The 25,430-nt window shown below is 34.8% G+C and carries 23 protein-coding genes and 1 other annotated feature; of the genes, 10 read left to right on the top strand and 13 right to left on the bottom strand.

All coding sequences use genetic code 11. From position 1 onward, the window contains the following. Positions 1-262 precede the first annotated feature (262 nt). The 4 genes from MKY04_RS10070 to MKY04_RS10055 all read left to right on the top strand — a co-directional run bounded on the left by MKY04_RS10070 (position 263) and on the right by MKY04_RS10055 (position 4,746). Positions 263-436, top strand: a complete 174-nt coding sequence (locus tag MKY04_RS10070) for an asparagine synthase (RefSeq protein ID WP_126294397.1) — start codon at positions 263-265, stop codon at positions 434-436. Positions 437-1,312: 876 nt separating this feature from the next. Then, complete coding sequence (locus MKY04_RS10065) at positions 1,313-2,350, top strand: AbrB family transcriptional regulator (RefSeq protein ID WP_126294395.1); 1,038 nt, start codon at positions 1,313-1,315, stop codon at positions 2,348-2,350. A gap of 49 nt (positions 2,351-2,399) precedes the next feature. Then, positions 2,400-2,984 (top strand): GNAT family N-acetyltransferase, encoded by a 585-nt coding sequence (locus MKY04_RS10060; RefSeq protein ID WP_126294394.1) that lies wholly within the window; start codon positions 2,400-2,402, stop codon positions 2,982-2,984. Between the two features lie 403 nt (positions 2,985-3,387). Next, positions 3,388-4,746: an IS1182 family transposase gene (locus MKY04_RS10055; RefSeq protein ID WP_346235867.1), complete on the top strand. Its 1,359-nt coding sequence runs from the start codon at positions 3,388-3,390 to the stop codon at positions 4,744-4,746. A gap of 178 nt (positions 4,747-4,924) precedes the next feature. On the opposite strand, the gene MKY04_RS10050 is transcribed toward MKY04_RS10055, so the two are convergent. Continuing rightward, positions 4,925-5,737, bottom strand: coding sequence for a CAP domain-containing protein (locus tag MKY04_RS10050; RefSeq protein WP_346235801.1), 813 nt, complete (start codon positions 5,735-5,737; stop codon positions 4,925-4,927). 516 nt (positions 5,738-6,253) lie between these two features. Here MKY04_RS10050 and MKY04_RS10045 point away from each other — a divergent pair. The 3 genes from MKY04_RS10045 to MKY04_RS10035 all read left to right on the top strand — a co-directional run bounded on the left by MKY04_RS10045 (position 6,254) and on the right by MKY04_RS10035 (position 7,554). Then, positions 6,254-6,568 carry a metalloregulator ArsR/SmtB family transcription factor gene (locus MKY04_RS10045; RefSeq protein WP_346235800.1) on the top strand — a complete coding sequence of 105 codons (315 nt, stop codon included), beginning with the start codon at positions 6,254-6,256 and terminating at the stop codon, positions 6,566-6,568. 79 nt (positions 6,569-6,647) lie between these two features. Then, entirely contained in the window at positions 6,648-7,076 is a 429-nt protein-coding gene (locus MKY04_RS10040) for a DMT family transporter (protein WP_126294391.1), read from the top strand. 13 nt (positions 7,077-7,089) lie between these two features. Further along, positions 7,090-7,554, top strand: a complete 465-nt coding sequence (locus tag MKY04_RS10035) for a DMT family transporter (protein WP_126294390.1) — start codon at positions 7,090-7,092, stop codon at positions 7,552-7,554. Positions 7,555-7,796: 242 nt separating this feature from the next. On the opposite strand, the gene MKY04_RS10030 is transcribed toward MKY04_RS10035, so the two are convergent. Next, positions 7,797-9,005: an iron-containing alcohol dehydrogenase gene (locus MKY04_RS10030; protein ID WP_346235799.1), complete on the bottom strand. Its 1,209-nt coding sequence runs from the start codon at positions 9,003-9,005 to the stop codon at positions 7,797-7,799. Positions 9,006-9,633: 628 nt separating this feature from the next. Here MKY04_RS10030 and MKY04_RS10025 point away from each other — a divergent pair. From MKY04_RS10025 to MKY04_RS10015, 3 genes are all read left to right on the top strand, one after another. Next, positions 9,634-10,053 (top strand): HXXEE domain-containing protein, encoded by a 420-nt coding sequence (locus MKY04_RS10025; protein WP_126294388.1) that lies wholly within the window; start codon positions 9,634-9,636, stop codon positions 10,051-10,053. A 157-nt stretch (positions 10,054-10,210) separates the two neighbouring features. Beyond that, positions 10,211-10,393, top strand: coding sequence for an aspartyl-phosphate phosphatase Spo0E family protein (locus MKY04_RS10020; protein WP_346235798.1), 183 nt, complete (start codon positions 10,211-10,213; stop codon positions 10,391-10,393). Between the two features lie 137 nt (positions 10,394-10,530). Next, positions 10,531-10,866: a L,D-transpeptidase gene (locus MKY04_RS10015; protein ID WP_126294386.1), complete on the top strand. Its 336-nt coding sequence runs from the start codon at positions 10,531-10,533 to the stop codon at positions 10,864-10,866. Positions 10,867-11,239: 373 nt separating this feature from the next. On the opposite strand, the gene MKY04_RS10010 is transcribed toward MKY04_RS10015, so the two are convergent. The 11 genes from MKY04_RS10010 to ahlS all read right to left on the bottom strand — a co-directional run bounded on the left by MKY04_RS10010 (position 11,240) and on the right by ahlS (position 25,145). Then, complete coding sequence (locus MKY04_RS10010) at positions 11,240-12,808, bottom strand: 2-isopropylmalate synthase (RefSeq protein WP_346235797.1); 1,569 nt, start codon at positions 12,806-12,808, stop codon at positions 11,240-11,242. 55 nt (positions 12,809-12,863) lie between these two features. Further along, positions 12,864-13,104, bottom strand: a binding site (T-box leader). A gap of 162 nt (positions 13,105-13,266) precedes the next feature. Continuing rightward, a complete protein-coding gene (locus tag MKY04_RS10005) occupies positions 13,267-14,412 on the bottom strand; it encodes a UxaA family hydrolase (RefSeq protein WP_346235796.1) in 1,146 nt (381 codons plus the stop codon). Between the two features lie 14 nt (positions 14,413-14,426). Further along, positions 14,427-14,726 carry a UxaA family hydrolase gene (locus MKY04_RS10000; protein WP_246020310.1) on the bottom strand — a complete coding sequence of 100 codons (300 nt, stop codon included), beginning with the start codon at positions 14,724-14,726 and terminating at the stop codon, positions 14,427-14,429. Positions 14,727-14,760: 34 nt separating this feature from the next. Next, positions 14,761-15,876: a UxaA family hydrolase gene (locus MKY04_RS09995; RefSeq protein ID WP_185807715.1), complete on the bottom strand. Its 1,116-nt coding sequence runs from the start codon at positions 15,874-15,876 to the stop codon at positions 14,761-14,763. Then, the gene (locus tag MKY04_RS09990; protein ID WP_126294381.1) at positions 15,869-17,026 is read right to left on the bottom strand and encodes a 2-keto-3-deoxygluconate permease; all 1,158 of its coding nucleotides are present in this window, start codon (positions 17,024-17,026) and stop codon (positions 15,869-15,871) included. Before MKY04_RS09990 ends, MKY04_RS09995 begins: the two co-directional genes overlap by 8 nt. 147 nt (positions 17,027-17,173) lie before the next feature. Further along, positions 17,174-17,959, bottom strand: a complete 786-nt coding sequence (locus tag MKY04_RS09985; protein WP_126294380.1) for an IclR family transcriptional regulator — start codon at positions 17,957-17,959, stop codon at positions 17,174-17,176. A gap of 454 nt (positions 17,960-18,413) precedes the next feature. Then, complete coding sequence (gene recQ / locus MKY04_RS09980) at positions 18,414-20,171, bottom strand: DNA helicase RecQ (RefSeq protein WP_346235795.1); 1,758 nt, start codon at positions 20,169-20,171, stop codon at positions 18,414-18,416. A 136-nt stretch (positions 20,172-20,307) separates the two neighbouring features. Further along, the gene (locus MKY04_RS09975) at positions 20,308-21,651 is read right to left on the bottom strand and encodes an MmgE/PrpD family protein (protein ID WP_346235794.1); all 1,344 of its coding nucleotides are present in this window, start codon (positions 21,649-21,651) and stop codon (positions 20,308-20,310) included. Between the two features lie 10 nt (positions 21,652-21,661). Next, positions 21,662-22,789 carry a zinc-dependent alcohol dehydrogenase family protein gene (locus MKY04_RS09970; RefSeq protein ID WP_126294377.1) on the bottom strand — a complete coding sequence of 376 codons (1,128 nt, stop codon included), beginning with the start codon at positions 22,787-22,789 and terminating at the stop codon, positions 21,662-21,664. 14 nt (positions 22,790-22,803) lie between these two features. Further along, positions 22,804-24,240 (bottom strand): aldehyde dehydrogenase family protein, encoded by a 1,437-nt coding sequence (locus MKY04_RS09965; RefSeq protein WP_346235793.1) that lies wholly within the window; start codon positions 24,238-24,240, stop codon positions 22,804-22,806. A 71-nt stretch (positions 24,241-24,311) separates the two neighbouring features. Then, a complete protein-coding gene (gene ahlS / locus MKY04_RS09960; protein WP_346235792.1) occupies positions 24,312-25,145 on the bottom strand; it encodes an AhlS family quorum-quenching N-acyl homoserine lactonase in 834 nt (277 codons plus the stop codon). Positions 25,146-25,430 lie beyond the last annotated feature (285 nt).

Raw genomic sequence — 25,430 nt, 5'->3', positions numbered from 1 at the left:
TATCGTCCTTTTCCTAGGATAGTATCAGTTTTTTTAGTTTATGAGTTGAGCTTTGTGCAAATCTTTGAAGATATCTTTCCAGTACATGATAGCCAGGTCCAAAGCTGCCTTGCCCATGTCACTCTCACTCCCCTTAAAACTAAGATATAACAATGCTATATGTATAATGCTGTTGTTTTCTAAATACTGTATATATATTTTACTTTTAAGGAACAATAATAACGGTGTGATTACACCAACTAACATGATGGAGGGATTTCTAATGAACGTTCGTGAAGGTTTAATCCCAACTTTACTAGGTTCGGCTGTTACTGCTGCCGGGTATGCGATGAAACAAAGGAATAGCTCGAACAAAGCGTTTGCAAACACTATTTTTGGTTTCGGATTAGCACACATTGTTCTAGGTGCAATTGACCTAGTAGAACATCGTCGTTAGTTTAGGAGAGCACAATTTAGTGCTCTTCTTTATTTTTTTGGATTGTGCAGTTTGATAATACTTTAATGGTTTAAAATCCCAATTGTTTATGTTAATCTTTTATTGTAAATGGTTTACATATGAAGGAGGAATTAAAATGACTCGTATTTTTATAACCACAGTTACTGCTCTTTTATTTGTTATTCTTGTTCTTATGAACTTCTTGGGATACTGGACAGCAAACCATTCAATACAGATTCTATTTTTCCTGATAATGGTTGTCTCAATTTTCAACGCAGGTATTGAAACCAGTAAAATTCTAAAAAACAGAAGCTGATTGAAATTTTTCAATCGGCTTTTTTGCTGCACAATTTTTTCGAAGTATTTAATAGTTTTATTCCAAACAAAGCTTTATTTTATTTCCAACACTTTATTTTTACCTATCGAAAGGGTCAATTGCTATCGAACAATAATTTTGTTCAAATACTCAGCAAACTGAGCTTAGTCGATTATCATTTTTATCCACCCGTTTATAGACCTCACTGTTATAAAATCGAATCGTTTTAGACAGCACTCCACGTTCTTTAGATTTTCATTTAATGTTCCAATCGCCAACATCTGCTCACCATTGTGGAGAGCAGATTTTTCTTCCGCTTTTAGCACCATAGTATCACCTCAATAGCTATTTTCTTGACGTTGATGATTCTTTTTCTCGAATTTATTGGCTTGCAGTGAATCCAATTTTATAGTATTAAAATCAAAATTTACGATATTAATTTTTCGCACTAGAAACCACTTACTATCCCCTGCCCTCATCCCTTGATTCATTGCAACCCTTTAAAAAATTGGATGAATATGAAATAATTAAACAAGTTTTTATGAATTGAGGTATTCTTTATGGCAATAACAAAAAGCTATTTATTAACTACAGTACTTGGTGTCATTGGCGCCTTTGTTTTTCAATTGTTACATATCCCAATGCCTTGGCTTCTCGGTCCATTGCTAACGGTGCTAGTTTTACAATTAACAACGCCACTTCCTTTAAAATGGAATAAACACTTTCGGAATTTTGGTTTAGTTATTGCTGGATATTCAATTGGCCATGCCTTTACTCTTGAGGCACTTGCAGATATTCGACTTTATTTACCTGTAATGATTTCATTAAATGTCCTTTATATCCTTTTATTTATTTTCATCAGCTGGGTAATAGTTAAACGTGTGATGGTTGATCAACTTAGCGCACTTACTAGCTGTGTGCCTGGTGGTATGACACAAATTGTTGCCTATGCCGAGGAACAGGGCAGTAAAAATATTGCGATGATTACGTTTTATCAAGTATTGCGTGTACTCTGTATTATCGGCTTTGTGCCATTACTTATTGCAGGTAGTAGCAGCAGCTCGAGTACATCTGTTTCAGATACACAATACAATTTTACGTTTTTACTGTTTTTTGCTTTAAGTTATATTGCTGGCTTTATAGCAATGAAAATAAAAATCCCTACTGGCTATATGCTTGGTCCAGTATTTTTATTTATTGGCTTACAACTTGCAAATATCGAAATTCCTGAAATTCCAGTGAGCGCACTTCATATTGCACAAATTGTGATGGGGATATACATCGGACTACTTTTGAAAAAAGAAAATCTTCACTTATCGAGAAAGTTGATTTTCTACGCGTTCGTTTCTTCATTTCTATATATCGCAAGTGCGTACGGCCTTGCTCTATTAATGATGCAATTTTATCCGCTCGACTTTAAAACGAGTTTTTTAAGTATCGTGCCTGGTGGTCTCGATCAAATGGGGATTATTTCTACGTCAGTTCATGCTGACAGTACCGTTGTAACAGCGTTTCAATTGTTTCGCGTTCTAGTTGTCTCTATTGCGATTATTCCATCTATTAAATATTTCACGCGTAGGAATGACCAAATGGTTTAAACTTAACAATTGAAAAAATATATAAAATAAATATGGAGAGTTGATACTTATGATTAGAATGGCAACCCAAAAAGATAGTTTGGAAATTGCAAAACTTTTATGGGTAATATTTGAGGATATGGAGTTACCTTTACTTAAGAAGATTTCTAAGAATAAATTACTTGATATGGTTGCAGAATCCGTTGGAGAACCTACATATCGATTTGGTGTGAACAGAGGCTTAGTATATGAGTTAAATGGAGAAATTGCTGGGGTCATTTTTGGATATCCCTCAGCAGAAGAACCTATCATTGATGAACCGTTTAAAAAAGTATTAATTAAAAATGGCTTCGATCCTAATGAAAATTTATTTATTGATAAAGAGACACTTCCTGATGAATGGTATATAGATTCCGTAGTAGTAAACAAAAAATTTAGAGGATTAGGCATTGGTTCCGCATTACTTAACGAGATGAGTGAAACAGCGAAGAAGGCAGGTTACCATACGATAGGCCTAAATGTAGATATGGCTAATCCGAAAGCGAAAAAATTATATTGTAGTTTAGGATACAAGAAAGTTGCTGATTTAGTTATTAGTGGTCATCAATATGAACATATGTGTAAAAATTTAATTGACAATCTACATGTAAAATAACAACAAGTCTAATACATCTTGAATTAACTTAATATGTTTTCAGTTAAAATTTAAAAAGAAAAATCACGTAGTAATAATAATTTTAAACTAATTAAAAACCCAAAAGCACAAGTAATTAATACAAAAAAGATGGTCTTAAGCCATTGACTTAAAGACCATCTCAGACTGTAGACAAACTCGAAAATTCGAGTTTGCCTACAGTCTTTTTTCTTTTAAAATAAAATTAATAACCCTTTTTGAATAAGTTAGTTGATTTCCGTTTCGGCGGACGCTTTCCGCGGGCGTGGGCCAATCCTCCTCGTCGCTACGCTCCTGCGGGGTATCGGCCGTCACGCTTTTCCCGCAGGAGTCGCCGCCTACACTACAATCAACTACTTCTAAATATACGTTGAGGTGAATGGAAATGATGTCGAAAAATCAAATAAATGAACGCGATCAAATTGAGATGATTACGATTGAAGAACTTGTACCAAAAGACCATCTTGTTAGAAAGCTTGAATCAGCCATTGATTATTCTTTCATCTATCCACTAGTAGAACCGCTGTATTCTAAATTAGGTCGCCCGAGTGTTGACCCAGTCGTATTAATCAAAATGACATTTGTTCAATATGTATTTGGAATCCGTTCAATGCGTCAAACAATAAAAGAAATCGAAACGAATATGGCGTATCGATGGTTTTTAGGATTTGGCTTCCATTCAGAAGTACCACACTTTTCAACCTTCGGTAAAAACTATGAACGTCGTTTTCAAGACACAGATATCTTTGAACAGATTTTCTATCGAATACTTAAAGAAATTGCTGATAAAGGATTACTAAGTGCTGACCATGTTTTCATCGATTCAACGCATGTTAAAGCGAGTGCGAATAAACGTAAATTCGAGAAGAAGATGGTACGTAAAGAGACTCGGGCATATGAAGCTAAACTTCAAGAAGAATTGAATCAAGATCGGATTGACCATGGGAAGAAACCATTCCCACCAGATAAATTTGAAAAAGAAGAGATAAAGGAAATTAAAGAAAGTACGACAGACCCTGAAAGTGGCTACTATGTAAAAGATGAACGAACTAAGCAGTTTGCTTACTCATTTCATGCGGCAGCTGACCGCTATGGATTTATACTCGGATCAATTGTGACACCTGGTAATGTTCATGATAGTCATATGCTTCAACCACTTGTTGAAAAGGTAATGGAAAAAGTGAAAAAGCCACTTGCTGTTGCTGCCGATGCTGCTTATAAAACACCTGCGATTACTAAATTCTTATTTGAACATGATATTCAACCAGCACTTCCTTATACACGACCAAAAACAAAGGATGGATTTTTACGCAAACATGAATATGTCTATGATGAGTATTATGATTGCTATCTTTGCCCGGAAGGGCAAGTCCTTAAATATACGACAACGACTAAAGATGGGAAACGCCAATATAAATCAAACCCTACTCAGTGTGTAAACTGTCCTTTACTTACTCAATGTACAAGTAGTAAGGATCACAGAAAAATCATTGAACGTCATATTTGGGCACATCATGTAGAGGAAGCGGATCATCTTCGTCATCAAAGTGATATCAAACAAATATATGCTAGACGTAAAGAAACGATTGAACGTGTCTTTGCAGATGCAAAAGAAAAGCATGGTATGCGATGGACAACCCTACGTGGAATTAAAAAATTGTCTATGCAGGCGATGCTTACTTTTGCTGCCATGAATTTAAAAAAGCTTGCTAATTGGACGTGGCAAGCTTCAGAAATGGCCTAAAATATAATACTCGAAGAGTGTTTTTACCCCAAATAAGTCGGTTAAATACCCAATAATCTATTAAAATTACAAAAGACCTTCAGAATAAGCCCATTCTGAAGGTCTTTTGTCAACAACCTGAGATGGTCTTAAGCCATTGACTTAAAGACCATCTTTTATCGTATATATGAATCTTAAATTATTGTTGAATAAATTGTTGTGTCCAGTAGTTACCATCTGCAACGTAGCCAACACCGATATGTGTGTAGTTTCCGTTTAAAATGTTTGCACGGTGACCTTCTGAATTCATCCATGCCTGTACTACTTCTTCAGGTGTTCTTTGACCTTGTGCAATGTTTTCACCCGCTGAACGATATGAAATACCTGCAGCTTTGATTTGATCAAATGGACTTCCGTAAGTTGGGCTTGTATGTGAGAAATAATTATTTTTTGCCATATCTTCTGATTTTGCTTGAGCTACATTCATTAATGGATTAGAGATTTGAAGCGGTTTAAGACCTGCTTTTGCACGTTCCGCATTTGTTAAATCTACTACCTGTTTCTCAAATTCAGAGACTGATTGACTAACATTTGTAGAAGGTGTTTTTGCTGGCGCTTCTACTTGTTGGTTATTAGAATTTGTTGGTGCTGTAGTTTTGTTGTTGTTCGTTACATTAGTTGACTTTGCTGGTGCTTCTGTGTTCGTTTCTTTGGAAGCATTATTTTGATATACTTTTTTACCTTCTTTAATTACTTTTTGAGCTGCTTGATTATTTAACGATTTATTGACTAATTCTTTGAATTTATTAAAATCGAACTCTCCATTTTGTAACGCAATTTGATCGATTATTTTTAAAGCGATTCCTTGAACTTGATCGCCTTTAATTACTTGAATATATGAATTTGAATCACTCTTAACTTCTTCATTTAACCCTGTTGCACCTGCTGTTGTAAAAGATGCCCCAAATAATGTTGCTGCACATAATGATGTTGCTAACCATTTTTTATTCATTTTGTATTCCTCCTCTTTGTTTACAACCCCTATGTTACAGTACAAATTAAGTAATATAGGGTCCATAAACTGGAAGGAGATGCAAATTAAAACGAAACTCTAATAGACTAAGAGATACATCACAATTCATTTCATAAAACATTCCAAACAAAAATAATTTTGCCACTGAAAACCTATTGACAGGTATTTAATTCTGTATTTCAAGGAAATTAAATTAATCTATTTGTAACAAAAGTAGATGTTGTGTAATAAGAGTCTCCAATTTATAGAAGCCCATATTAACTTCATCTGTTTTCGTTGAATTTGTTCAAACAATCGGTTTTAGAATAAACATTTCGTCTAAGCTCTTAGAGTAACATTGAGAATTTACAAAATAATTGTCTATTTCTTAATCCGAGGAGTACTCCCTACTAACCAATCGTTTCTGAAAATGCGACGATCCTTTAAACAATCTCGTCAGTTTATTCATTTTAGTTCAATTGACATATCGAGAAATCCAGATATATAATTACAGTCATGGAACCTATTGATGTATTTAAAGCGTTATCGAACGAAACAAGACTCAATATCCTAGAGTGGTTGAAGGAACCCGAGAAACATTTCCTAAAACAAGGCGCTCACCTGCCGAAGGAGGTAAGTTACAAAGGTGGAGTATGTGTTGGGGATATTCAAGAAAAGGCCAAAGTTTCTCAATCTACGGTTTCTAGCTACTTAAACATGATGCAAAAAGCTGGTCTACTTGAATCAATTCGACATGGGCAATGGACTTATTACAGACGTAATGAAGAATTTATTCAACAATTAGCTGAATATTTTAAAACAGAAATCTAATTTTTGTTGATTTCTGTTTTTTATCAAGATTTATATCTATATTTCTAGATATACAATTATATAAAAAAGGAGATATTATATGCGATTTATATCTTATATACTAGCCCTATTGGCTGGGGCAGCACTTAGCTTTGAAGGAGCTATCTATGCTGAATTAGGAAAAACGATTGGACAAATAGAAACAAGTTTTTATAACTTCTTTATGGGATCTATAATTATGGGGCTATTATTGCTCTTTTTTGGAAAAGGAAAGCTTTCCTATACATTTGAAGCACCTAAATGGTCATTACTTGGAGGCGTTTTGGGTGTTGTTTATTTAACATCTATTGTTGTCAGTGTCCCATTCGTAGGTGTTGGTATAACAATGGTTGCTGTAATTATAGGACAACTAGTAATGAGCATGATTATTGAACATTTTGGATGGTTAGGCAGCAAGAAAACGAAGATTAATAAAGAAAAGATATTTGCAGTTATTTCAATGATCATAGCACTTATATTAATAAACTAGGAGGTCTTATATAATGGGATTATTTATGATTTTATTTACATTGATTGGTGGTATCACATTAAGTGCTCAATCATCTATCAATGGTACATTTAGTCGAAAAGCGGGAACAATTGAAACAACATTTTTAACCTTTCTTACGGGGACAATGTTTCTTACTATTTTCATATTCTTTTTTGGTAACGGAAATGTGATTGCACTTTTAGAAGTACCTAAATGGCAATTAAGTGCAGCGTTTTTAGGGACTATGTATTTACTATTAACTGTTATGGCAGTTCCTAGAATTGGAGTTATCGCAACTAATATTGCCGGAATAGCTGGTCAACTTGTGATTGGTGTAGTAATTGATCATTTTGGATGGTTCAATAGTTTAATCATAGAATTAGATATTAAACGTGTATTTGCATTATTATTTATGATTATTTCTCTTTATTTTATCTATAAAGGTAATAAACGCTCAAGCGAAGAATCAAAAGCATAGCATATAGATAAAAAAAACGCTGCTTAATTGCAGCGTTTTTATAATGACTTTTTTATAAACTCCGAATATTATTCAAGTAAATTGCCCCTATCGATTTTGTAGTCTCTTCAGACCTAAATTGAGAATGTATACCTCAATTATTTCAAGGGTGTTGTTCATTAATCTAGCACGATTGTCATCTTATATAAGAGCAATACAGACTAGCTGTTTACTCTTTTGTCAGCAAATTTTTTATATTGAACTTATTTAACTGAATTGAACTCAGTTATATTTCCTGAAAAATCATAATCATAACAATAATTGTATAGATCTATTATTTCTTGTTTAGTTGGCACTTTCGGATTGTTTGCAGGGCTTCCACTTGCTATTGCGTCCGTAGCCATTTTATCAAGTACTTGTCTAAATTTTTGTTCATCAATTCCCCATGTTTTCATATTGGGAATATTTAAGTCGCGACAAAGTTGTTTGATTTTATTAATAGTGATATTGGCTAATTCTGAATCAGTTAATGTAGTTGATTCAGGAGAAATCATACGTCCGATTGTTGCTAGTTTATCAATGGCAGATTCTTTCGTAAATTCAAGCACTCCAGGAAGCAGCATGGCATTTGAAATACCGTGTGGAACATGGAACAACGCTCCAATTGGACGTGACATTCCATGAATTAGAGTAACGGAAGCATTACTAAAAGCTATTCCAGCCTGCATTGAAGCAATAGCCATTTTTTGCCTTGCATCTGTATTTTCTCCTTCTTCATATACTACCTTTATATTATTTAAAATAGCTTCTATTGCCGAAAGAGCCAGCGTATCTGTTAGCGGTTGTGATAGACGTGATATATAAGCTTCTATTGCATGACAGAGAGCATCAACTCCAGTTGCAGCCGTAACGTTTGGTGGAGTTGAAGTTGTAAGCATTGGATCCACTATTGCAACTTTTGGCAGAAATGCTGGATGTTTAATCATCATTTTTATATCTTCTTTAGTATTAGTAATTACAGTGGCATTCGTTACTTCTGATCCAGTTCCAGCCGTGGTTGGAATTGCAATGAGTGGAATAGGGTTCTTTTCAATTGATGTCCTATTACCTATATAATTCCCAATATAACCACCATTTGTTGTTAGCACAGCTACTGCTTTAGCGGCATCAATACAACTTCCTCCACCAATGGCGACAATAACATCACATTGCTCTTTTAAACACAGTTGAAGTGCTTCGTCGACATGTAAATCTGTTGGTTCGGTGTTAACATCGAGATATGAGATGTAAGAAACATCAACCTCCATTAGAATGTCCTGGCATGTTTTTACATGACCTATTTTTTCTATTATACGATCACTAATTAAAAGTACTTTCTTTCCATAAGCCTTCACTTGTTCTCCAAGCTCGGATAAAGAATTTTTACCATAAAAAACGGAATTAGGTATACAAAACTCCGAATATGCACCCATATATTTCCCCCCTACTTTCTCTTTTTTTATCAAGACGAAGTATTTATTAATAGGTCATTTTCTTCTAAAGTATTAATCTAATTTAAATTTTATGATTCATCTATTAATAATTGGAATTTAAAGTACTCTTGATTTAATTAGGAGACTCCTGATAAATTCACAATCGACCTTATTTATTTAAAGTAACTAGAGGTTTATAAGTTATTGATCGTTTTTATATTAACCTTTTTCTTATTACTTCTTTTCAAACGCCTCCCGCTTTTAAAGCTAAACCAAATCAATATATCTGAAGGCTTAGGTTACAAGTATCTGCTTATGAATATACGTGAATCTTATGTCAATAAAAGACTTGTAACTACTATTAACCTTAGATAGTAAAGGCTTTTTCCCCTGCTAGCTCACAGTAGTGCATATAAGTTTTCTACCATTTCGAATTGTATTTCGGTTTGACCATGTTGCCATTTTCCTTATATATAAGATACAACTAAGTTAAATTTGTGAAATGGTGTTGGTTTTGATTCAATACTATAAATGATTCTTTAATAGTCTTTGTAAATATTACTAAAAAATGAAACTTATGATATTATCGGAAGAAAATATTTTATTACTTTTTTGGAGGTTTAACTTAATGTTCGCACTTGAAATACATAATGCAATTTGGCTTTTTCTAGTGATATTTATGTTACACGATTTTGAAGAAATAATTAGTGTTGAAAATTGGTCACATAAAACGGCACACTTAGTTGAAAATACTAGTAATCATTTTCAGCTGCTAATTTGGAACTTTTGGAAAATAGACTCACATTCTTTTGCTAAAAGAGATGTTCTAATATTTTTAGGCTGTTCCATAATCGTATTCCTTAAGGTTCAAACTTTACAAAGTGGTTGGTCAGATATCCTATTTTTAACTTTTTTGAGTTTTGTACTATTACATAATCTTGTTCATATTATACAGACACTCATTTTAAGAACTTATACTCCTGGACTATACACAGCTATCGGACTTGTTACACCATATACAATTTATTTACTTTATAGGTTACTATAAAAAAACATTTTTACTTTGCTTCACAATATTTTTTAATGAATAGGTTTCCTTTCCGAACAAAATCCACTAAATTGTCACTTTTACTAAAAAAAAGTATCTACTCTAAAATTTGACATTTTGGTATATTTATCCTAAATAAATAGGAGAAAGTACTGATATGCTCTTTGATATTGATAAGGATAAAAGACCGTATGAAATAGAAAGAGTTAGAACTAAACTAATAAATACTGGTATGAAGCTAGGTCTAAATCATCCGATTACTATAAAAATTAGTCAAGATCTCGATAAATTGTTAAATGAATATTCCGCAAATAAAGGTTCGAAAAGCTTCTACAACTAAATAGAGGCTTTTTACTATTTCGACAAAATAGAAGCTAAAATAATACAAGTACTTTTTGGTCAAATGTTAAATTCTTGTCTATTAATAAAAGCTTCAATTGCCTCATAAAATATTTTAAAAATGGGGTGGATTTATACATGGTAAAATGGATTAACGTTTCTACTTCAAAACATGAATTAAAACTTTTTGATGGAAGCAATCTTATAAAGACCTATCCTATTGCAGTTGGAAAAATATTGTCACCGACACCTTTTGGATCGTACAAGATTATTAATAAACAACCTAATCCAGGTGGACCTTATGGTGCTTTTTGGATGGGATTGTCAAAACCTCATTATGGTATACACGGAACAAATGACCCCTCTTCAATTGGTAAAGATGTCTCACTTGGATGTATTAGAATGTTTAATCATGATGTCCTGGATTTATCATCTAGAGTTCCAATTGGTACTGATGTTGTTATTCGTAAATGAGTTCTTAAGCTGTCATAATTAACGTATCCTTCACATAATTCAGGATTATTTTTAGCATTTGCATTTAGCATTCTTCACAATAGACTGTGTATAGTAACTCCTGCCTTTTGAGTATTTTAAAATAGTCTTGTTATTTACGAAGTCCATTAATATCACCTTTAAAAATAAATTAAATTTATCCTGCTCTAAATTTTTTAATCGAAACGACCCCATACACATAAGAAGTAACTAAATTATCTATGTGTAAGGATTTTTTTGGGGTAGCAGATTGGAGCCCTATCAAAACCATCCATCTAAAAAAGCCACAACTCCTTACATTTAAAGGGTTGTGGCTTTGTCAATACTTCCTAGAAAATTACAATTAGAGTGTTTTCTATACAACTGGAAGCAATTTTTCAACTACAATACTGTTTACCGCGCTGATATAGGCAAATGCACTAGCTTTCATAATATCTGTATCTGTTGCCTTAGCAACATACTTTTCTCCTTTATGCTCGACTTGTACCTTTACTTTCCCTAATGCTTCCTTGCCTCTTGATACACTGCTAATTTTGTATTCAATCAACTTGATATCTAAATCACATACTTCTGTAATAGCAGAATACAAAGCATCTATCGGACCTGATCCAACTGCACTGCTTTCTAATATTTGATCGCCCTTTTTAATCTTTACACTTGCGGAAGGGAAATTTGTATTACTAATCACTTGCAAGTCTATTAATTCATAGAAATTGTCACTATAATGTATCATTTCCTCACTAGGAGTATCATTTTTTGCATAATAATTCTCAACGATTACATATAAATCATGATTATATACTTCCTTTTTCACATCTGCCAATTTAAGAAAATCTTCAAATATTTCTTCAAATTGTGTCTCAGTTAACTGATTAAAACCAAGCTTCTCAAGGGCATTTTTCACCGCATGTCGACCAGAACGTGCAGTTAAAACTAGTTCCATATCATCTAAACCGACATCAATTGGGCTTATAATTTCATAGGCATCTCTTGATTTTAGTAAACCATCTTGGTGAATCCCAGAAGAATGTGCAAAAGCATTATCTCCTGTAATTGCTTTATTTACTTGGACATCAAGCCCCATTAGACTACTAACCAATCTAGATGTATTCATAATTTCTTTCGTATTAATATTTGTATATGCGTTATAAACTGATGAGCGCGTATTAATTGCCATGACAATCTCTTCTAATGCAGCATTACCTGCTCGTTCACCAATGCCATTAATCGTACATTCAACTTTATCCGCACCATTTTTAATTGCCGCTAACGTATTCGCTGTTGCCATGCCAAGGTCATTATGACAATGAGCACTTAAAAGTACTTTATCATTTAAATTCTTCAAACGATCATTTAATTTAAAGATTAGTTCGCCAAACTCTTCTGGCTCGGCATAGCCAACTGTATCGGGCACATTAATCATAGTTGCTCCTGCCTTCACGACAGCTTCAATTGTTTTCCATAAATATTCAAAATCGGAGCGAGAGGCATCTTCTGTTGAGTATTGCACGTCTGGCAGAAGAGTTTTTGCATACTTAACTGCTTCAACCCCAATATCTAAAATTTGATCTTTCGATTTTCTAAATTTCTTTTCCACATGAATGTCCGAAGTGCCTAAAACCATATGAATTAACGGTTTTTCGGCATATTTTACACTATTATAAACAGCATCAATATCTGCCTTTACAGCTCTTGCCAACGCTGTAATCATGATATCGTCTGTATTTCCTACTTTCATGGCAATTTCCTTCACAGCATTAAAATCACCAGCTGAAGACGAAGGAAAACCTGCTTCAATGATATCAACTCGCAGTTTCTTTAGCTGCTGTGCTACTTCCAGCTTTTCATACAAATTCAGTTTTGCCCCTGGAACTTGCTCACCATCTCTTAAAGTCGTATCAAACACCCAAATTTTTCTCGTCATTTCAGAAACACTCCTTATCATTTAATTTATAAAAAAAGCCCCGTCTCTATAAAAATATAGAGACGAGGCATTGCTCGCGGTACCACTCTAATTGATTAATCATTGCATAATTAATCCACTCATTTTCGGCAGCTATCACCACCTATCTATATAACGGTAGAAACCGACCTCCCCTACTTAACGTTCAGGTAGTAGCTCTTGGACGAGTTCAAAGGCAATAACTACCGATTCTCACCAACCACCGGCTCTCTGAAAAGCTTATACATCCTTTTACTATTTCCAATCTTTGCTTTTTGGTATTTAATTATTAGCTATTTTATATCCATCAAATCTGGTTGTCAACTTTATTTTCGAAAAACAAATACTATTCGGAATTTAAAGTCCATTTTTAAAGCAGAGTTCTACATATGAATTCTTATTTTTAAAAATGTAGTAAACCATAAAAATACATTTTCTTATTAAATACTTTGAGCAAGCCGCCAAATGGCAAATTCTTGGTTTCGATGCTGTTCTGCCTTTGTTTTTTCACCATTTGCAACTTTTAATACTAGGTTATAAATTTCTTCCCCTACATCTTGTAAAGTTTTCTTTCCTTCTACAATTGTTCCTGCATTGACATCAATATGCTCAGACATTATTTCATACAGTTTTGGATTTGTTCCTATTTTAATTACTGGTACAATAGGAGAACCTTTTCCTGTAGAGAATAATACAATTTGACATCCCCCAGCCGCGAGTCCTGCTACTGATTCCACATCATAACCTGGTGTATCCATAAAGACGAATCCTTTTGCAGAAGGCTTTTCTGCATATTTTAGCACCTGTTGTAACGGTGCATTCCCGCCCTTTTTTATACAACCAAGAGATTTTTCCTCAAGGGTAGTAAGGCCACCCACCATATTCCCAGGAGTTGGATTTGCAGAACGAATATCCTCTCCAGTATCTAAAATACGGTTCTCATAATTTTTGACAATTGTTAAAAAGTCTTTTGCAACTTGTTCATTTATTGCTCGTCTAGCTAAAATATGCTCAGCACCAATTGCTTCTGTTGTTTCAGCTAGAATACTTGTCGCTCCATCATCTACAATCATGTCGGAACAGACACCAATTGCAGGGTTCGCTGTTATTCCTGACCAAGCATCTGATCCACCACATTCTAACCCGATTGTGAGCTCTGTAATTGGCACATCTACTCTTTTATCTTCAAGACTTTCCTCGTATACTTTTTGTAACCAAGCTCTGCCGTCTACTAACAGTTTTTCAAGAGAAGTACTTTTATTAATTACAATCGCTTTTACCTTACATTGTTGTTCTCTAAGTTCTGCCGCGATTTGCTCAGCGAAATCATCTTCACCCATACCCAATATTAAAGCAGCATTAATATTTGGATGACCTACTGTTCCTTTAATTGTACGGATAGTTTGCATTGAGTCTTCAGGAAATTGTGAAGTACCGCCTTGTTGAATGACGGGCACTACACCCGGAACTAAATCTGCTAATCTATTGGCTACTCCTGCAAGTTCTCCTACCGTATTAATTACAATCACATGATTACGAACACCAAACGTTCCATTTGGTCGTTTATATCCTTTAAAAGTCTTCATACTTCACTCTCCTTTTACGCAAAGTCTACGACAGACACTAGCCTTTCCGATTCCTTAAGTCCACGGACATTGTGTACATGAACATGATGCCCTACTTTAATATCATTTGTTGCAATCCCCATACATTCACCATACTTTAATATTTTTTCACCCTTTTTAATCTCTTGTATACAAACTTTGTGTCCATATGGGATTTTATCTTTTACTTCTTGAACTAAACCAATTTCATCGATTAAAATATGTTCACCAACCTCTAACGAATTTAGTGCAACCACTACATTGTCAGATGGATGTAATTTAATTGCATTATTCACTTTCAAACCGTTAAACTCCCTTCCATCAAGTTTATTAAAACGTTGTACCAATATGTGAAATAGCAAATTCTTCTAGTTTAAATGTTTCTAGTTTTGTTAATTTTCCTGAAGCCACTTCAATCATCTCTTCAATTAGCTGAACTGGAGTTGAATCCCTATTAATTACGTAATCTATCATTTCCATACTTACATCTTTTTTCTGTTGAATTCCTACTGTCATACAGGGTACTGCAATTGTACCTGTAAATATTGGACGAATGGTTAAGAAGATAATTAAATTACAGCCACTAGCCACTAGATTTGAAGCGCTTTCAATAACATTGTTCGGCATTAGTGCTAAATGAAGTCCGCTGCTCTTAGGTATTTCTGCATATTTAACAATTGATTGAATTGGAACGTCTTTAATAAATTCAAGCTCTGCTTTTCCTAATGCTAAATCTGCCTCATTATATTTGAGATAGTTACTCTCATTAGGATTGACTTTGTCCCAAGTTTGCCTTGTTTTACTAGAACTAATTGCAAGTAATTGTTGCTTTACTACTTCGTCATTCGCTTGATGTTGAACATTTTCTAATACTCTTTCCATTTTATCTGTCATGCCTAATACGACTGTTGCTTTTTGTTCAACAAGTGATTGAATAGTAGCCAAAATTGTTTTCGATGCGAAAACATAGTCTTCAACTGTTAAATCAATAGGGAGTATACCTAGTTTCAAGTTAGAAATAGGTATTTCTGTGCGTTGTAGTTCTTTCAAACTATTTGACCATTCGCGAACAATTTTCGACCCTTGTTGTAATGTATTTGTTCCACCAGCCATTTGTTGAATGCTGAAACCAGCTTTAGGCTTTGAATCTATTGTTTCATCTAATAGAATTGAAACTTGGTTTGTTTCGCAACCTAAGCCTACTAAAAGTGATGCATAAATATTTGGATTTGCAACAACCCCTTTTAATGTATTTTTCGTTAATTTAAAGTCATCTCCTAATTGAGCGCAGCCGTTTGCATGGACAACAGGGATTCCTTCGGGTATTGTTTTCGCAATATCCCTTGTTACAACACTTGAACAAACAACTGTAGAAATGACACCTATATAATTTCGTGTACCTACTGAATGGTTATCACGGACATATCCCTTGAATGTTTTACTCACCTTGCACACCCCCAAGTCCTCTTTCCGGAACCGATTTAACAGTATTTTGTCGTTCTAATGATTTCCGTAATTCATCGTCTTCTAACGTTCCAATAATGCCTCTTTTTCTTTGATATTTGTCAGCTAGTATAACAGCGAATGGTACTAAAAGAGCTGTTGTAATAGTTGCAACTGAAATTTGCGCAGTTGCGATGGCTACAATATCTTGATAAACTTGCGCCTCAGCGGCAGTCATTAATCCCGTTCCACTGGCTACTGTTGCAGCAGCGGCAATAGCTGCTGGAGTTGCCACGGCATTACCGGCAGTTGATGCTTCAGCCCAAGGTGCAATATAGCTTTTTTGTTTGAAGATTTTAAATGCTATTACCATAAAACCACCAGAAATAATTATTGTCATTAAAGCTAATACAAGACCTGCTAATACTACTTCAGAATTGAAGAAATTCTTTAAATTCATATTTGCACCTAAAGCAAATGCGAAAAATGGAATAACTATATTTTCAGCAGGGGCTAAAAAGTCTCGTACTTTAGGATCAAGATTGCCTAATAGCATTCCAATCGCAATTGGTAAAAGCACAGCTACAAAAGCAATGATTGGAAATTGCGACCCCATCATTCCTAGTGCCATTAATGTAAAAAATGGTCCGTCATTTAATGAAAGTACTGCAGTTGCACCTACATCAGAACGATTTCCATATTGTCCAGTTAAAGCTGCATACATACCACCATTCCCATTTGTCATTGCTGCAATTATCGCCATTGTAGATAACCCAAGAAATCCGCTAACAGGGTCAGATAATATACCCCAAATAAATCCGATTGTAATTCCTGCCGCATATTTTGATGTTGTTAAAATAACTCCCTTTTTAAGAGCAATTCCTCCCACTCGAAGATTCATCTGACTGCCAGCACAGAATAAGAAAAGCGCACATAACGTATTTGCCCCATTTTTAAATAAAGCTTCAGAAAATCCTCCGATTCTTAAAAACTCATAATGCCCATCTGCTGTCGGAGAAACTCCAAGCGACTTTAAAAATTCCATAATAAACGGTAGATGTAATTGATCCACTGTATTAATCAAAGCTCCTAAAAACAATGGAACAATCATTAAGCCCCCCGGGATACGATCGATCGTATCTTTAATTTTCATCTAAATTTCCCCCTTTTAAGAAATAAAAAATAGACACCCCTTATGAGAACGCTTACAAATTATTGAATACTGTGAGCGTGATCACTCTTCGTTTGACAGCCCCCCTAACCCTATTCATCGTTAATATAATTCTATAAAGCTACCATTTTAAGCTAAATCCCTCTTTGATATTGAACATTCGGTATATCCCAATTCCTTAGATATATAATCAACGCAAAGTTTCAAATACTTTTTATTGCTTTCCGCTATCTCTTCATTAAAGATTGCTTTGGGAGTCGAGACACTTACTGCCGCTGTTACTTTTTTTGTATAATCTCGAATTGGTAGTGCATAACAAATGACGCCTTCTTCATTTTCTTCATTATCTATGGCAAAATGATTCATTCTTACTTTTTTGATTTCCTCTAAAAATTCTTCCATGGATTCAATTGAACGTTGTGTTCGCTTTATAAATTGATAGCCAGAGAAAATTTTATTGAAGTCTTTTTCATCTAAATGTGCTGCTAATACTTTCCCAACCGCAGATGAATGTAACTGAACTCTTTTTCCTATGCGAGATTGGACAACTAAAGTTCCTGTTCCATTAATTTTGTCAATATATACAGCTTCATTGCCTAATAGTTGTACTAAGTGGACTGTATTATTTGTTTGTTGATTCAACTTTTCTAAATGTTTTCTAGCTATTGCCCGTAAATCAAGCTGACTCGTCACCAAATTTCCTCTTTCATACAATTTCCATCCAAGATGATAATCGCTAGTTGTTGTATTTTGAGCGATATAACCGTAATGCATTAATGTTTTTAATAAGGAATGCACGGTACTCTTATGCAAATCAAGCCTATTACTAATTTCTTTAATTGAAAGTTCACGAGTGTTTTCATCAAATAATTCGAGTATTTCTAAAGATCTTGCTACGGATTGAATAATTGGCAAAACAATGCACCTCTTTGATTTGATAATGTAAAACAGCGTTTTTGCTTTTAGTTAAAAAAAATAACTTTTATTATTTTGATGCTTTATTAATCTAAAACACTATGTCTAAAATCTAAAAAATTTTTGTGTTTTATAATATCAAACGTCATTTTATAGTTATCGCTTACTAAAATACATCAATTATTATATTCTATTTTTTATTCGAGCAAATGATAAATTATTCTTAATTAATGAATAAAAATTCTAAAAAATAACTTAAATTCTTATAATATAAAATTTCATATGTATTGAAATAAAAAGAAGCCGCGATATTTAATAATCACGACTTCGTTTAGGGTATAGTTGCTACGACTATTACAAATAAAATATACAATCCACTGATTCATTCGATATAAATCGCCACCCTGTATATCCTAATTTTTAGCATTCATAAATTTAAAACCGTTATATAAATTTATGAAACAAATTCTCTTATAGCTTCAATAAACACTTCCCCATATCTTTCTAGTTTATTTTGTCCAACTCCACTTACGTCCAAAAATGATTCTTCATCTATCGGTTTCTTTTCGCACATGTCTCTTAATGTTTTATCGGAAAATACTACAAACGGTGGTACGCTCTCTCGATCTGCTATTTGTTTTCGAAGGGCACGCAAATGTTCAAATAATGGATCATCTTTTATAACGACTTTCGGCTCCTCACTTAATCGTCTTAATACTTTTCTATCACCCATTAATACTTCTTTTCCTTTTTCTGAAACGTAAATCGTAGGATATTGACCTGGTTTAACAGATAAAAGCTTTTCGGCAATTAAAAATTCGATGAATCTTGAAACTTCCTTTGAAGACATTGGCTTTAATATGCCATATGTTGATAAATGCTTAAAGTCTACAACCTTTTTATTGCGTGCTCCTGCTAATACATCTGCAGTAATTGTCTTGCCAAACTTCTGACCCATTCTTACAACGCAGGATAAAACCTTTTGAGTCTCTTCTGTTACATCTGTTTTCGGACGTTCATCAGTACAATTGCCACATTGCCCACATTCTTGTGATACTTGTTCTCCAAAATATTCAACAATGTATGCTTGTAAGCAATGTTGTGTATGACAATAATCTACCATTGTTTGTAATTTTTTTAATTCAAATGGAATCCGAGAACGGTCTAGTGATTGATCGATTAAAAAACGTTGGGTCTGCTCATCTACAGAGCTATACAACAAAATACATTCACTCGGTAAGCCATCTCTTCCTGCCCTGCCTGCTTCTTGATAATAGCTTTCCATATTTCTCGGCATTTGATAGTGAATCACGAAGCGAACATTCGTTTTGTTTATACCCATTCCAAATGCATTCGTAGCAACAATTATTTGAACCTCATCATTTAAAAAACGATTTTGTTCTTTCGTTCTCTCTGTTTCAGTCATACCCGCATGATATTTTGCAACCCGAACCCCTGATTTTAATAACATTTCATATACACTTTCTACCGATTTTCTCGTTGCAGCATAAATAATTCCTGTCTCATTTGGATAGCTTTGAATGTATTTTTTGACATACTTATCCTTATCCACACCAACTAATACTTTGAATGATAGATTTTCACGGGAAAAGCCAGTTATGTAGACATCCTCTTCATCAATAGCTAACAATGAACAAATATCATCGATTACAGAGGGTGTAGCGGTTGCAGTTAATGCAATCAATGTTGGTTTTTTGTTCCATAGGGATACGAGGTTAGAGATGATTCGATAACTCGGTCTAAAATCATGTCCCCATTGCGATATACAATGTGCCTCATCTATCGCCACAAAAGGGACGTTTAATTGGGAAAGTTCTTTACAAAATGATTCGTTTTCTAGCCGTTCAGGTGCAATATAAAGTAGTTTAGTTAATCCATTGCGAACATCTTCCATTGTTTGGTCAATTTGACTGTACGTTAAAGAGCTATTAATAAATGCTGCTGGAATCCCATTAGAACGTAAAATGTCTACTTGGTCCTTCATTAAAGAAATAAGCGGTGATATGACAATGGTAGTTCCATCTGAGCATAGTGATGGAATTTGATAGCATACTGATTTCCCACCACCAGTAGGCATAACACATAATGTATCACGCCCCTCTAATACATTTTGTATTACTTGCTCTTGTCCGATTCTAAATGAATCATAGCCAAAATATTGTTTTAATACTTGTCTTGCTTGTTGTAACATATTGTACCTCTCAGTTTTTTTGTTATCACCATTATACTAGAATGAAGCTAGACAAACACGGAGATATAATTACTCATTATAAAAACCTACTGTCGAACCAAAAATTCGACAGTAGGTTAAAAAAATTGTTAATTATTTAACTTGAAATGGCATCCATTAAATCACTGGATTTATATTCATCAAGATTCAATATTATTTCTATTATTTTATCTCTTTTATTTCCACTATAATTACTTGCTAATTCGTGGAATTTTAATAGCAATGTTTCTTCGTTTACTGGATTTTCAGGATCTCCTACTGGATATTGACTTGTCATTTCATCTATTTCACCATTACTCCAATAAACTTTAACTGTAGCCCCCCATTCAATCGGGTATGCCTCATTAATTTCCTCATGAACATATACTTCAATTTTTTTCATGAGTTCACGTATAGAAGAATCCTGCAGTGTTTTTTCATTAAAGCTATTATATCCCCCTGAACCTGTTAGGAGTGCTAAGGCTGCACAAAATTGCAAGCTAAATTTTGCTGCATAAATCGTATTGGGATTTGGATCATCCGTTATATTTAAAGCAACTTCATATGTTCCAATTTGGATTTTTTCAATTGTGGCAATGTCTTTCTCTTTTACTTTTTTATAATAACTCACAAGCAGATCCATAACAGAATGAGTATGGCGGCAAGAAGCATGCACTTTAAATGAGTTTTCGATAATTTTATATTGCTCACCTAAACCCATCGTCATTTTTGTTTGGTCATATTCATCTGCCATTGCTTCAAAAAATCCTCTACGCCCTTCAAAAATTTGCTTCGCTCCCGTAAATCCTTTTTCTGCTAGAAAACAGCTTAATACTCCATGCATTGCTGCTTTTCCAGGATGCAGCTGCTTGCTCATCGCACCATCTTCGATAAACTCCCAAAGCCCGGCCGCTTGTGTTCCAGCAGATCCTAAAGCTTCAATTATCTGAATTTCTGATAAGTTTAATAGCTTTGCAACTGCGACAGTAGCACCAAACGTTCCACACGTAGCAGTATTATGGAAATAGTAGTAGTGAGATGGAGATACAGTTTCTCCTACCCGAAAGGCAATTTCATAACCTGCAACAATTGCCGTAATTAATTCTTTTCCAGAAAGCTGTTTCCATTCTGCAACTGCTATTGCAGCAGGCATAATGACAGTTGCCGCATGGACAATCGATGCTTTATGAATATCATCTAATTCAATCACATGACTAGCACCACCGTTGACAAACGCAGCATTTGCTACATTTGTTTTCAGCCCTGTTATCGTGGTTGCCTGCGTGGTTCCACCAAGCTGTTGAACAACTTCGCTCATTATTTGTACCGGTCTGGCATCCCTACCTTTTATTAGGGAAGAAAAATAATCTAAAATACAAAGCTTTGTAAACTTTACAACTTCTTCAGGTAACTGATCATATGATAGTGCTGCTACGTATTGTGCTATTTGTTTGCTAATCAATTAAAACACCTCAGTCCATTTTTATTATGATTCGTGAAGAGTCGCCTTTTGCTAATAAATCGAAACCTTCATTAATTTCTTCTAGCGAAATAATATTTGATAATAATTTATCAACTGGTAAACGACCTTGTTTCATCATATGAATAAAACGAGGGATATCACGTTTCGGAACACAACTGCCGATATATGAGCCCTTTAACGTTTTTTCTTCTGCAGTTAATGATACATATGGAAATGCGAATTTATGTTCTGGGTGAGGTAATCCAGTAGTTGTTGTAGTACCTCCACGTTTTGTAATTGCATATGCTACGTCCATTGCTGCAACAACACCAGCAGTTTCAAATGCAAAATCAACTCCGCCATTTGTATATGCTTTTACTTGATCAACAACATCAGTATCTCTAGAGTTGAACACAGCGGTAGCACCCAATTCTTTTGCTTGCTTTAATTTATTTTCATTAATATCGATGGCTATTACCTCACGAGCACCTGAAGCAATTGCTCCCAGCAGCGCACTTAATCCAATTCCGCCTAAACCAACAACTGCGACAGTACTGCCGAGTTTAATATTGGCTGTATTGACAACAGCTCCTACCCCTGTAATAACCGCACAGCCAAATAAAGCAAGCTTTTCAAATGGTAAATCTTCATCTACTTTTACGAGGGAATTTTCTGATACAACAACGTATTCTGAAAAAGCAGAAACGCCAACATGATGGCCAATATCCTCTGTTTCAGAGTGAATGCGAACTCCACCGCCCAACAATGTACCTGCTCCATTCGCCTCTGCACCAGGCTCACAAAGTGCTGGACGTCCTTCTGAGCAAGGAATACAATGTCCGCAGCTAGGAACAAACACACAAATTACTTTATCCCCCGGTGAAAAATTTGTTACCCCTTCGCCTACTTGCTCTACTACTCCAGAAGCTTCATGACCCAATGCCATTGGAAGTGGACGTGGACGGCTTCCATTAATAACGGATAAATCTGAGTGGCAAAGACTTGCCGCTTTTATTTTTACAAGGACTTCTCCTGCTTGAGGCGAATCAAGTTCCACCGTTTCAATTTGAATTGGCTTACTTTCTGCATATGGATGCTGTACTCCAGATGAACGTAAAATTGCCGATTGAATTTTCATTTTCCATATCCCCTTTATGGTAAAATTTTAATTCCAATAAATTTGATATCTGTCATTTCTTGAATGGAATAATGTATACCTTCCTTCCCCATTCCACTTTGTTTTACTCCCCCATATGGAATGTGATCATAACGTTTTACAGATACTTCATTAATCCAAACGCCGCCCATTTCCAAACGGTCTGCAATTTTTAATGCGCGGTTAATATCATTTGTGAAAACACCTGCCTGAAGCCCATATTGTGAATCGTTTGCCAACTCAATAACCTCTTTCTCGTTAGTAAATGGCATAACGGCAATAATTGGTGCAAATACTTCCGCGCAAACAACTTTCATTTCTCGAGTTACTTTTTCAATAATAGTAGGTTCTAAAATAGAGCCATTTCTTTTGCCACCTGTTCGTACGATAGCCCCACCTTGAACTGCTTCATTAATCCATTGCTCCGCTCGAATGGCTGCATCCTCGGTAATCATCGGACCTAATTGTGTGGACTCCTCCATAGGGTTTCCGATTTTTAACTGTGAAACTCTATCAATTATTTTTTCTAAAAATGTATCGTAAATAGAATGATGGACGTAAATACGTTGTGCTGAAACACATGCTTGCCCAGCAAACGTATAACCTCCCATTAAAATTGCATTTACTGCATTGTCGATATTAGCATCTTCGAATATGATATTTGGTGCATTCGAACCTAGCTCTAACGTTACCTTCTTGCCCTTAGCCATCTCTTGGATTTTCCATCCCACTGCCCCACTTCCAGTAAAAGTTACCTTTTTAACAAGCGGATGTGTCACAAGTGTTTCAACTAAATCAACACCAGCACCGTTTACGATATTTAAAGCACCAGACGGTAAACCGGCTTCCTTTAATAGTTCATATAATGAAACTGAAGAAAATGGCGTTTTTTCAGCAGGCTTTAAAACAATCGTATTACCAGCAGCAATAGCAGGCGCTACTTTATGCAGTACAAGATTTAGTGGAAAATTAAATGGTGTTATCGCTGCAATCACACCGATTGGTACTCTTTTTGCTAAGCCTAATTGGGATTCCCCTCCAATGGCATTATCTAGTACAATTTGTTCTCCATTTAAACTTTTGGCACCTTCAGAAGCAAACTGCAGTACTTGGATTGCTCTACCTACTTCTCCACGTGCTTCGACGATTGGTTTACCAGCCTCTTTTACAAGCAGCTGTGCAAATTGTTCTTGTCTTTCCTCTAAAAGTACTGCAGCTTTACGTAAGATTAAGCTTCGGGCATGTGCAGGCATTGTTTTCATTGTGTTTTGAAATACTTCATGAGCATTCTCAACCGCAAGAGAAACTTCTTCCTTTGTCGCGCTAAGTATTTCACCAATTTTGTTGTGATCATACGGATTCAGTACTTCTATTATTTTTCTTTCTCCATTTTTCAGCTCTTCATTTCCGACAAAAGAACCGTATTGAAGCATACAAACACCTCCTACTATTGTTTGAAAAACACCCTAAGACAAAATCTGCCTTAGGGATCAATTGCAAACTATTATTCGTAATATCCTTCAGTAGATTTAATAAATGTTTTAAATTGGTTTGCATCATGGCCAAACCAAATTGTCGAATTATGCTCCTCTGCATATTTTCGAATATATTCAACTGTTGTGTTATAACCAACAGAATCGTATAAAATGCCAGGTGGTTTTACAGGTGGACCAAAGCTTTCTGCCGTATAAAGCGCATCAGAAGCAAGCAATAAATTTCCTGCACCAGGCAGCTCAATATGAAGTCCTAACATTCCATAGGCATGTCCAGGTCCAAAATTAATGATTTTTATTCCGTCTACTAATTTCACTTCTTTTTCATGAGGTTTTATCGTACGCCAGCGAAGTTCATTTTTAATCCAAGCCATGACATCTCCCCAAATATATGCTCCCATGTCACGTGTCAGTGCAAACGTTTTCATTACGTTCGATAGTTCTGAATCATGTACGATAATTTCTGCGTTTGTGAATAGCTCTAAGCAGCCTGCATGATCCAAGTGAAGATGAGACGCCACAACATATTTAATATCTTTTGGGCTAACTTTTAATTGCTCTAAGCGGTTAATTAAATAACATTCCTCACTAGCAAAGGCAGGGAATAATTTTTGAACTCCTTCTGGCCAGCGCCCATTTTCACCCATTCCTTCAGGATTGCAGCCTGTATCAAATAAGATTTTGCCATCTGGGTGATCAATTAGTACCGCATAAACTGGAAATTCAACAAACTCTGAAGGTGGATTTGGATTATCGATACTTGCAGGAGTATGCATAGCAATCATATAGTTTTTATCCATCTTCATCGTACCCGTATCAAGCACATACACTTTTTTATTACACATTTTTTTCCCTCCTAATCTTGTTTAATAAAAATATATGTTTATTCCTGTTGTTCACTAATTGAATACATTCATCACTTAGAGGTTTTCAATCTTTTCGACACTTTTCCCCCAAACATTGGAGAAGGTTTTTAAATTTTTAGATAAGAAAATTTGTAAATGAGCTGCGTATTTAGTTTGTGATAAGAAAATTTTACTTTAAGAAATACATTCTCTAATTGATTGAATTTTACCTGCCTGTATGTATTCCTTTTTAATAATGCTTGTACAAACTTTAATAACAAGCAT

This window comes from Lysinibacillus telephonicus, assembly GCF_039654155.1.
GTDB lineage: Bacteria > Bacillota > Bacilli > Bacillales_A > Planococcaceae > Ureibacillus > Ureibacillus telephonicus.
Note: the sequence above shows the minus strand (reverse complement) of the source record. Positions and strands in the feature narration are given on the sequence as shown.

Coding starts and splice junctions, on each gene's coding strand:
- MKY04_RS10035 (WP_126294390.1), top strand. CDS start 7,090: ATGGGATTATTTATGATTTTATTTACATTGATTGGTGGTATCACATTA.
- MKY04_RS10020 (WP_346235798.1), top strand. CDS start 10,211: ATGCTCTTTGATATTGATAAGGATAAAAGACCGTATGAAATAGAAAGA.
- ahlS (WP_346235792.1), bottom strand. CDS start 25,145: ATGTGTAATAAAAAAGTGTATGTGCTTGATACGGGTACGATGAAGATG.
- MKY04_RS10060 (WP_126294394.1), top strand. CDS start 2,400: ATGATTAGAATGGCAACCCAAAAAGATAGTTTGGAAATTGCAAAACTT.
- MKY04_RS10025 (WP_126294388.1), top strand. CDS start 9,634: ATGTTCGCACTTGAAATACATAATGCAATTTGGCTTTTTCTAGTGATA.
- MKY04_RS10070 (WP_126294397.1), top strand. CDS start 263: ATGAACGTTCGTGAAGGTTTAATCCCAACTTTACTAGGTTCGGCTGTT.
- MKY04_RS09990 (WP_126294381.1), bottom strand. CDS start 17,026: ATGAAAATTAAAGATACGATCGATCGTATCCCGGGGGGCTTAATGATT.
- MKY04_RS10065 (WP_126294395.1), top strand. CDS start 1,313: ATGGCAATAACAAAAAGCTATTTATTAACTACAGTACTTGGTGTCATT.
- MKY04_RS10010 (WP_346235797.1), bottom strand. CDS start 12,808: ATGACGAGAAAAATTTGGGTGTTTGATACGACTTTAAGAGATGGTGAG.
- MKY04_RS10030 (WP_346235799.1), bottom strand. CDS start 9,005: ATGGGTGCATATTCGGAGTTTTGTATACCTAATTCCGTTTTTTATGGT.
- MKY04_RS10005 (WP_346235796.1), bottom strand. CDS start 14,412: ATGAAGACTTTTAAAGGATATAAACGACCAAATGGAACGTTTGGTGTT.
- MKY04_RS10045 (WP_346235800.1), top strand. CDS start 6,254: ATGGAACCTATTGATGTATTTAAAGCGTTATCGAACGAAACAAGACTC.
- recQ (WP_346235795.1), bottom strand. CDS start 20,171: ATGTTACAACAAGCAAGACAAGTATTAAAACAATATTTTGGCTATGAT.
- MKY04_RS09965 (WP_346235793.1), bottom strand. CDS start 24,240: ATGCTTCAATACGGTTCTTTTGTCGGAAATGAAGAGCTGAAAAATGGA.
- MKY04_RS10040 (WP_126294391.1), top strand. CDS start 6,648: ATGCGATTTATATCTTATATACTAGCCCTATTGGCTGGGGCAGCACTT.
- MKY04_RS10055 (WP_346235867.1), top strand. CDS start 3,388: ATGATGTCGAAAAATCAAATAAATGAACGCGATCAAATTGAGATGATT.
- MKY04_RS10050 (WP_346235801.1), bottom strand. CDS start 5,737: ATGAATAAAAAATGGTTAGCAACATCATTATGTGCAGCAACATTATTT.
- MKY04_RS09970 (WP_126294377.1), bottom strand. CDS start 22,789: ATGAAAATTCAATCGGCAATTTTACGTTCATCTGGAGTACAGCATCCA.
- MKY04_RS10015 (WP_126294386.1), top strand. CDS start 10,531: ATGGTAAAATGGATTAACGTTTCTACTTCAAAACATGAATTAAAACTT.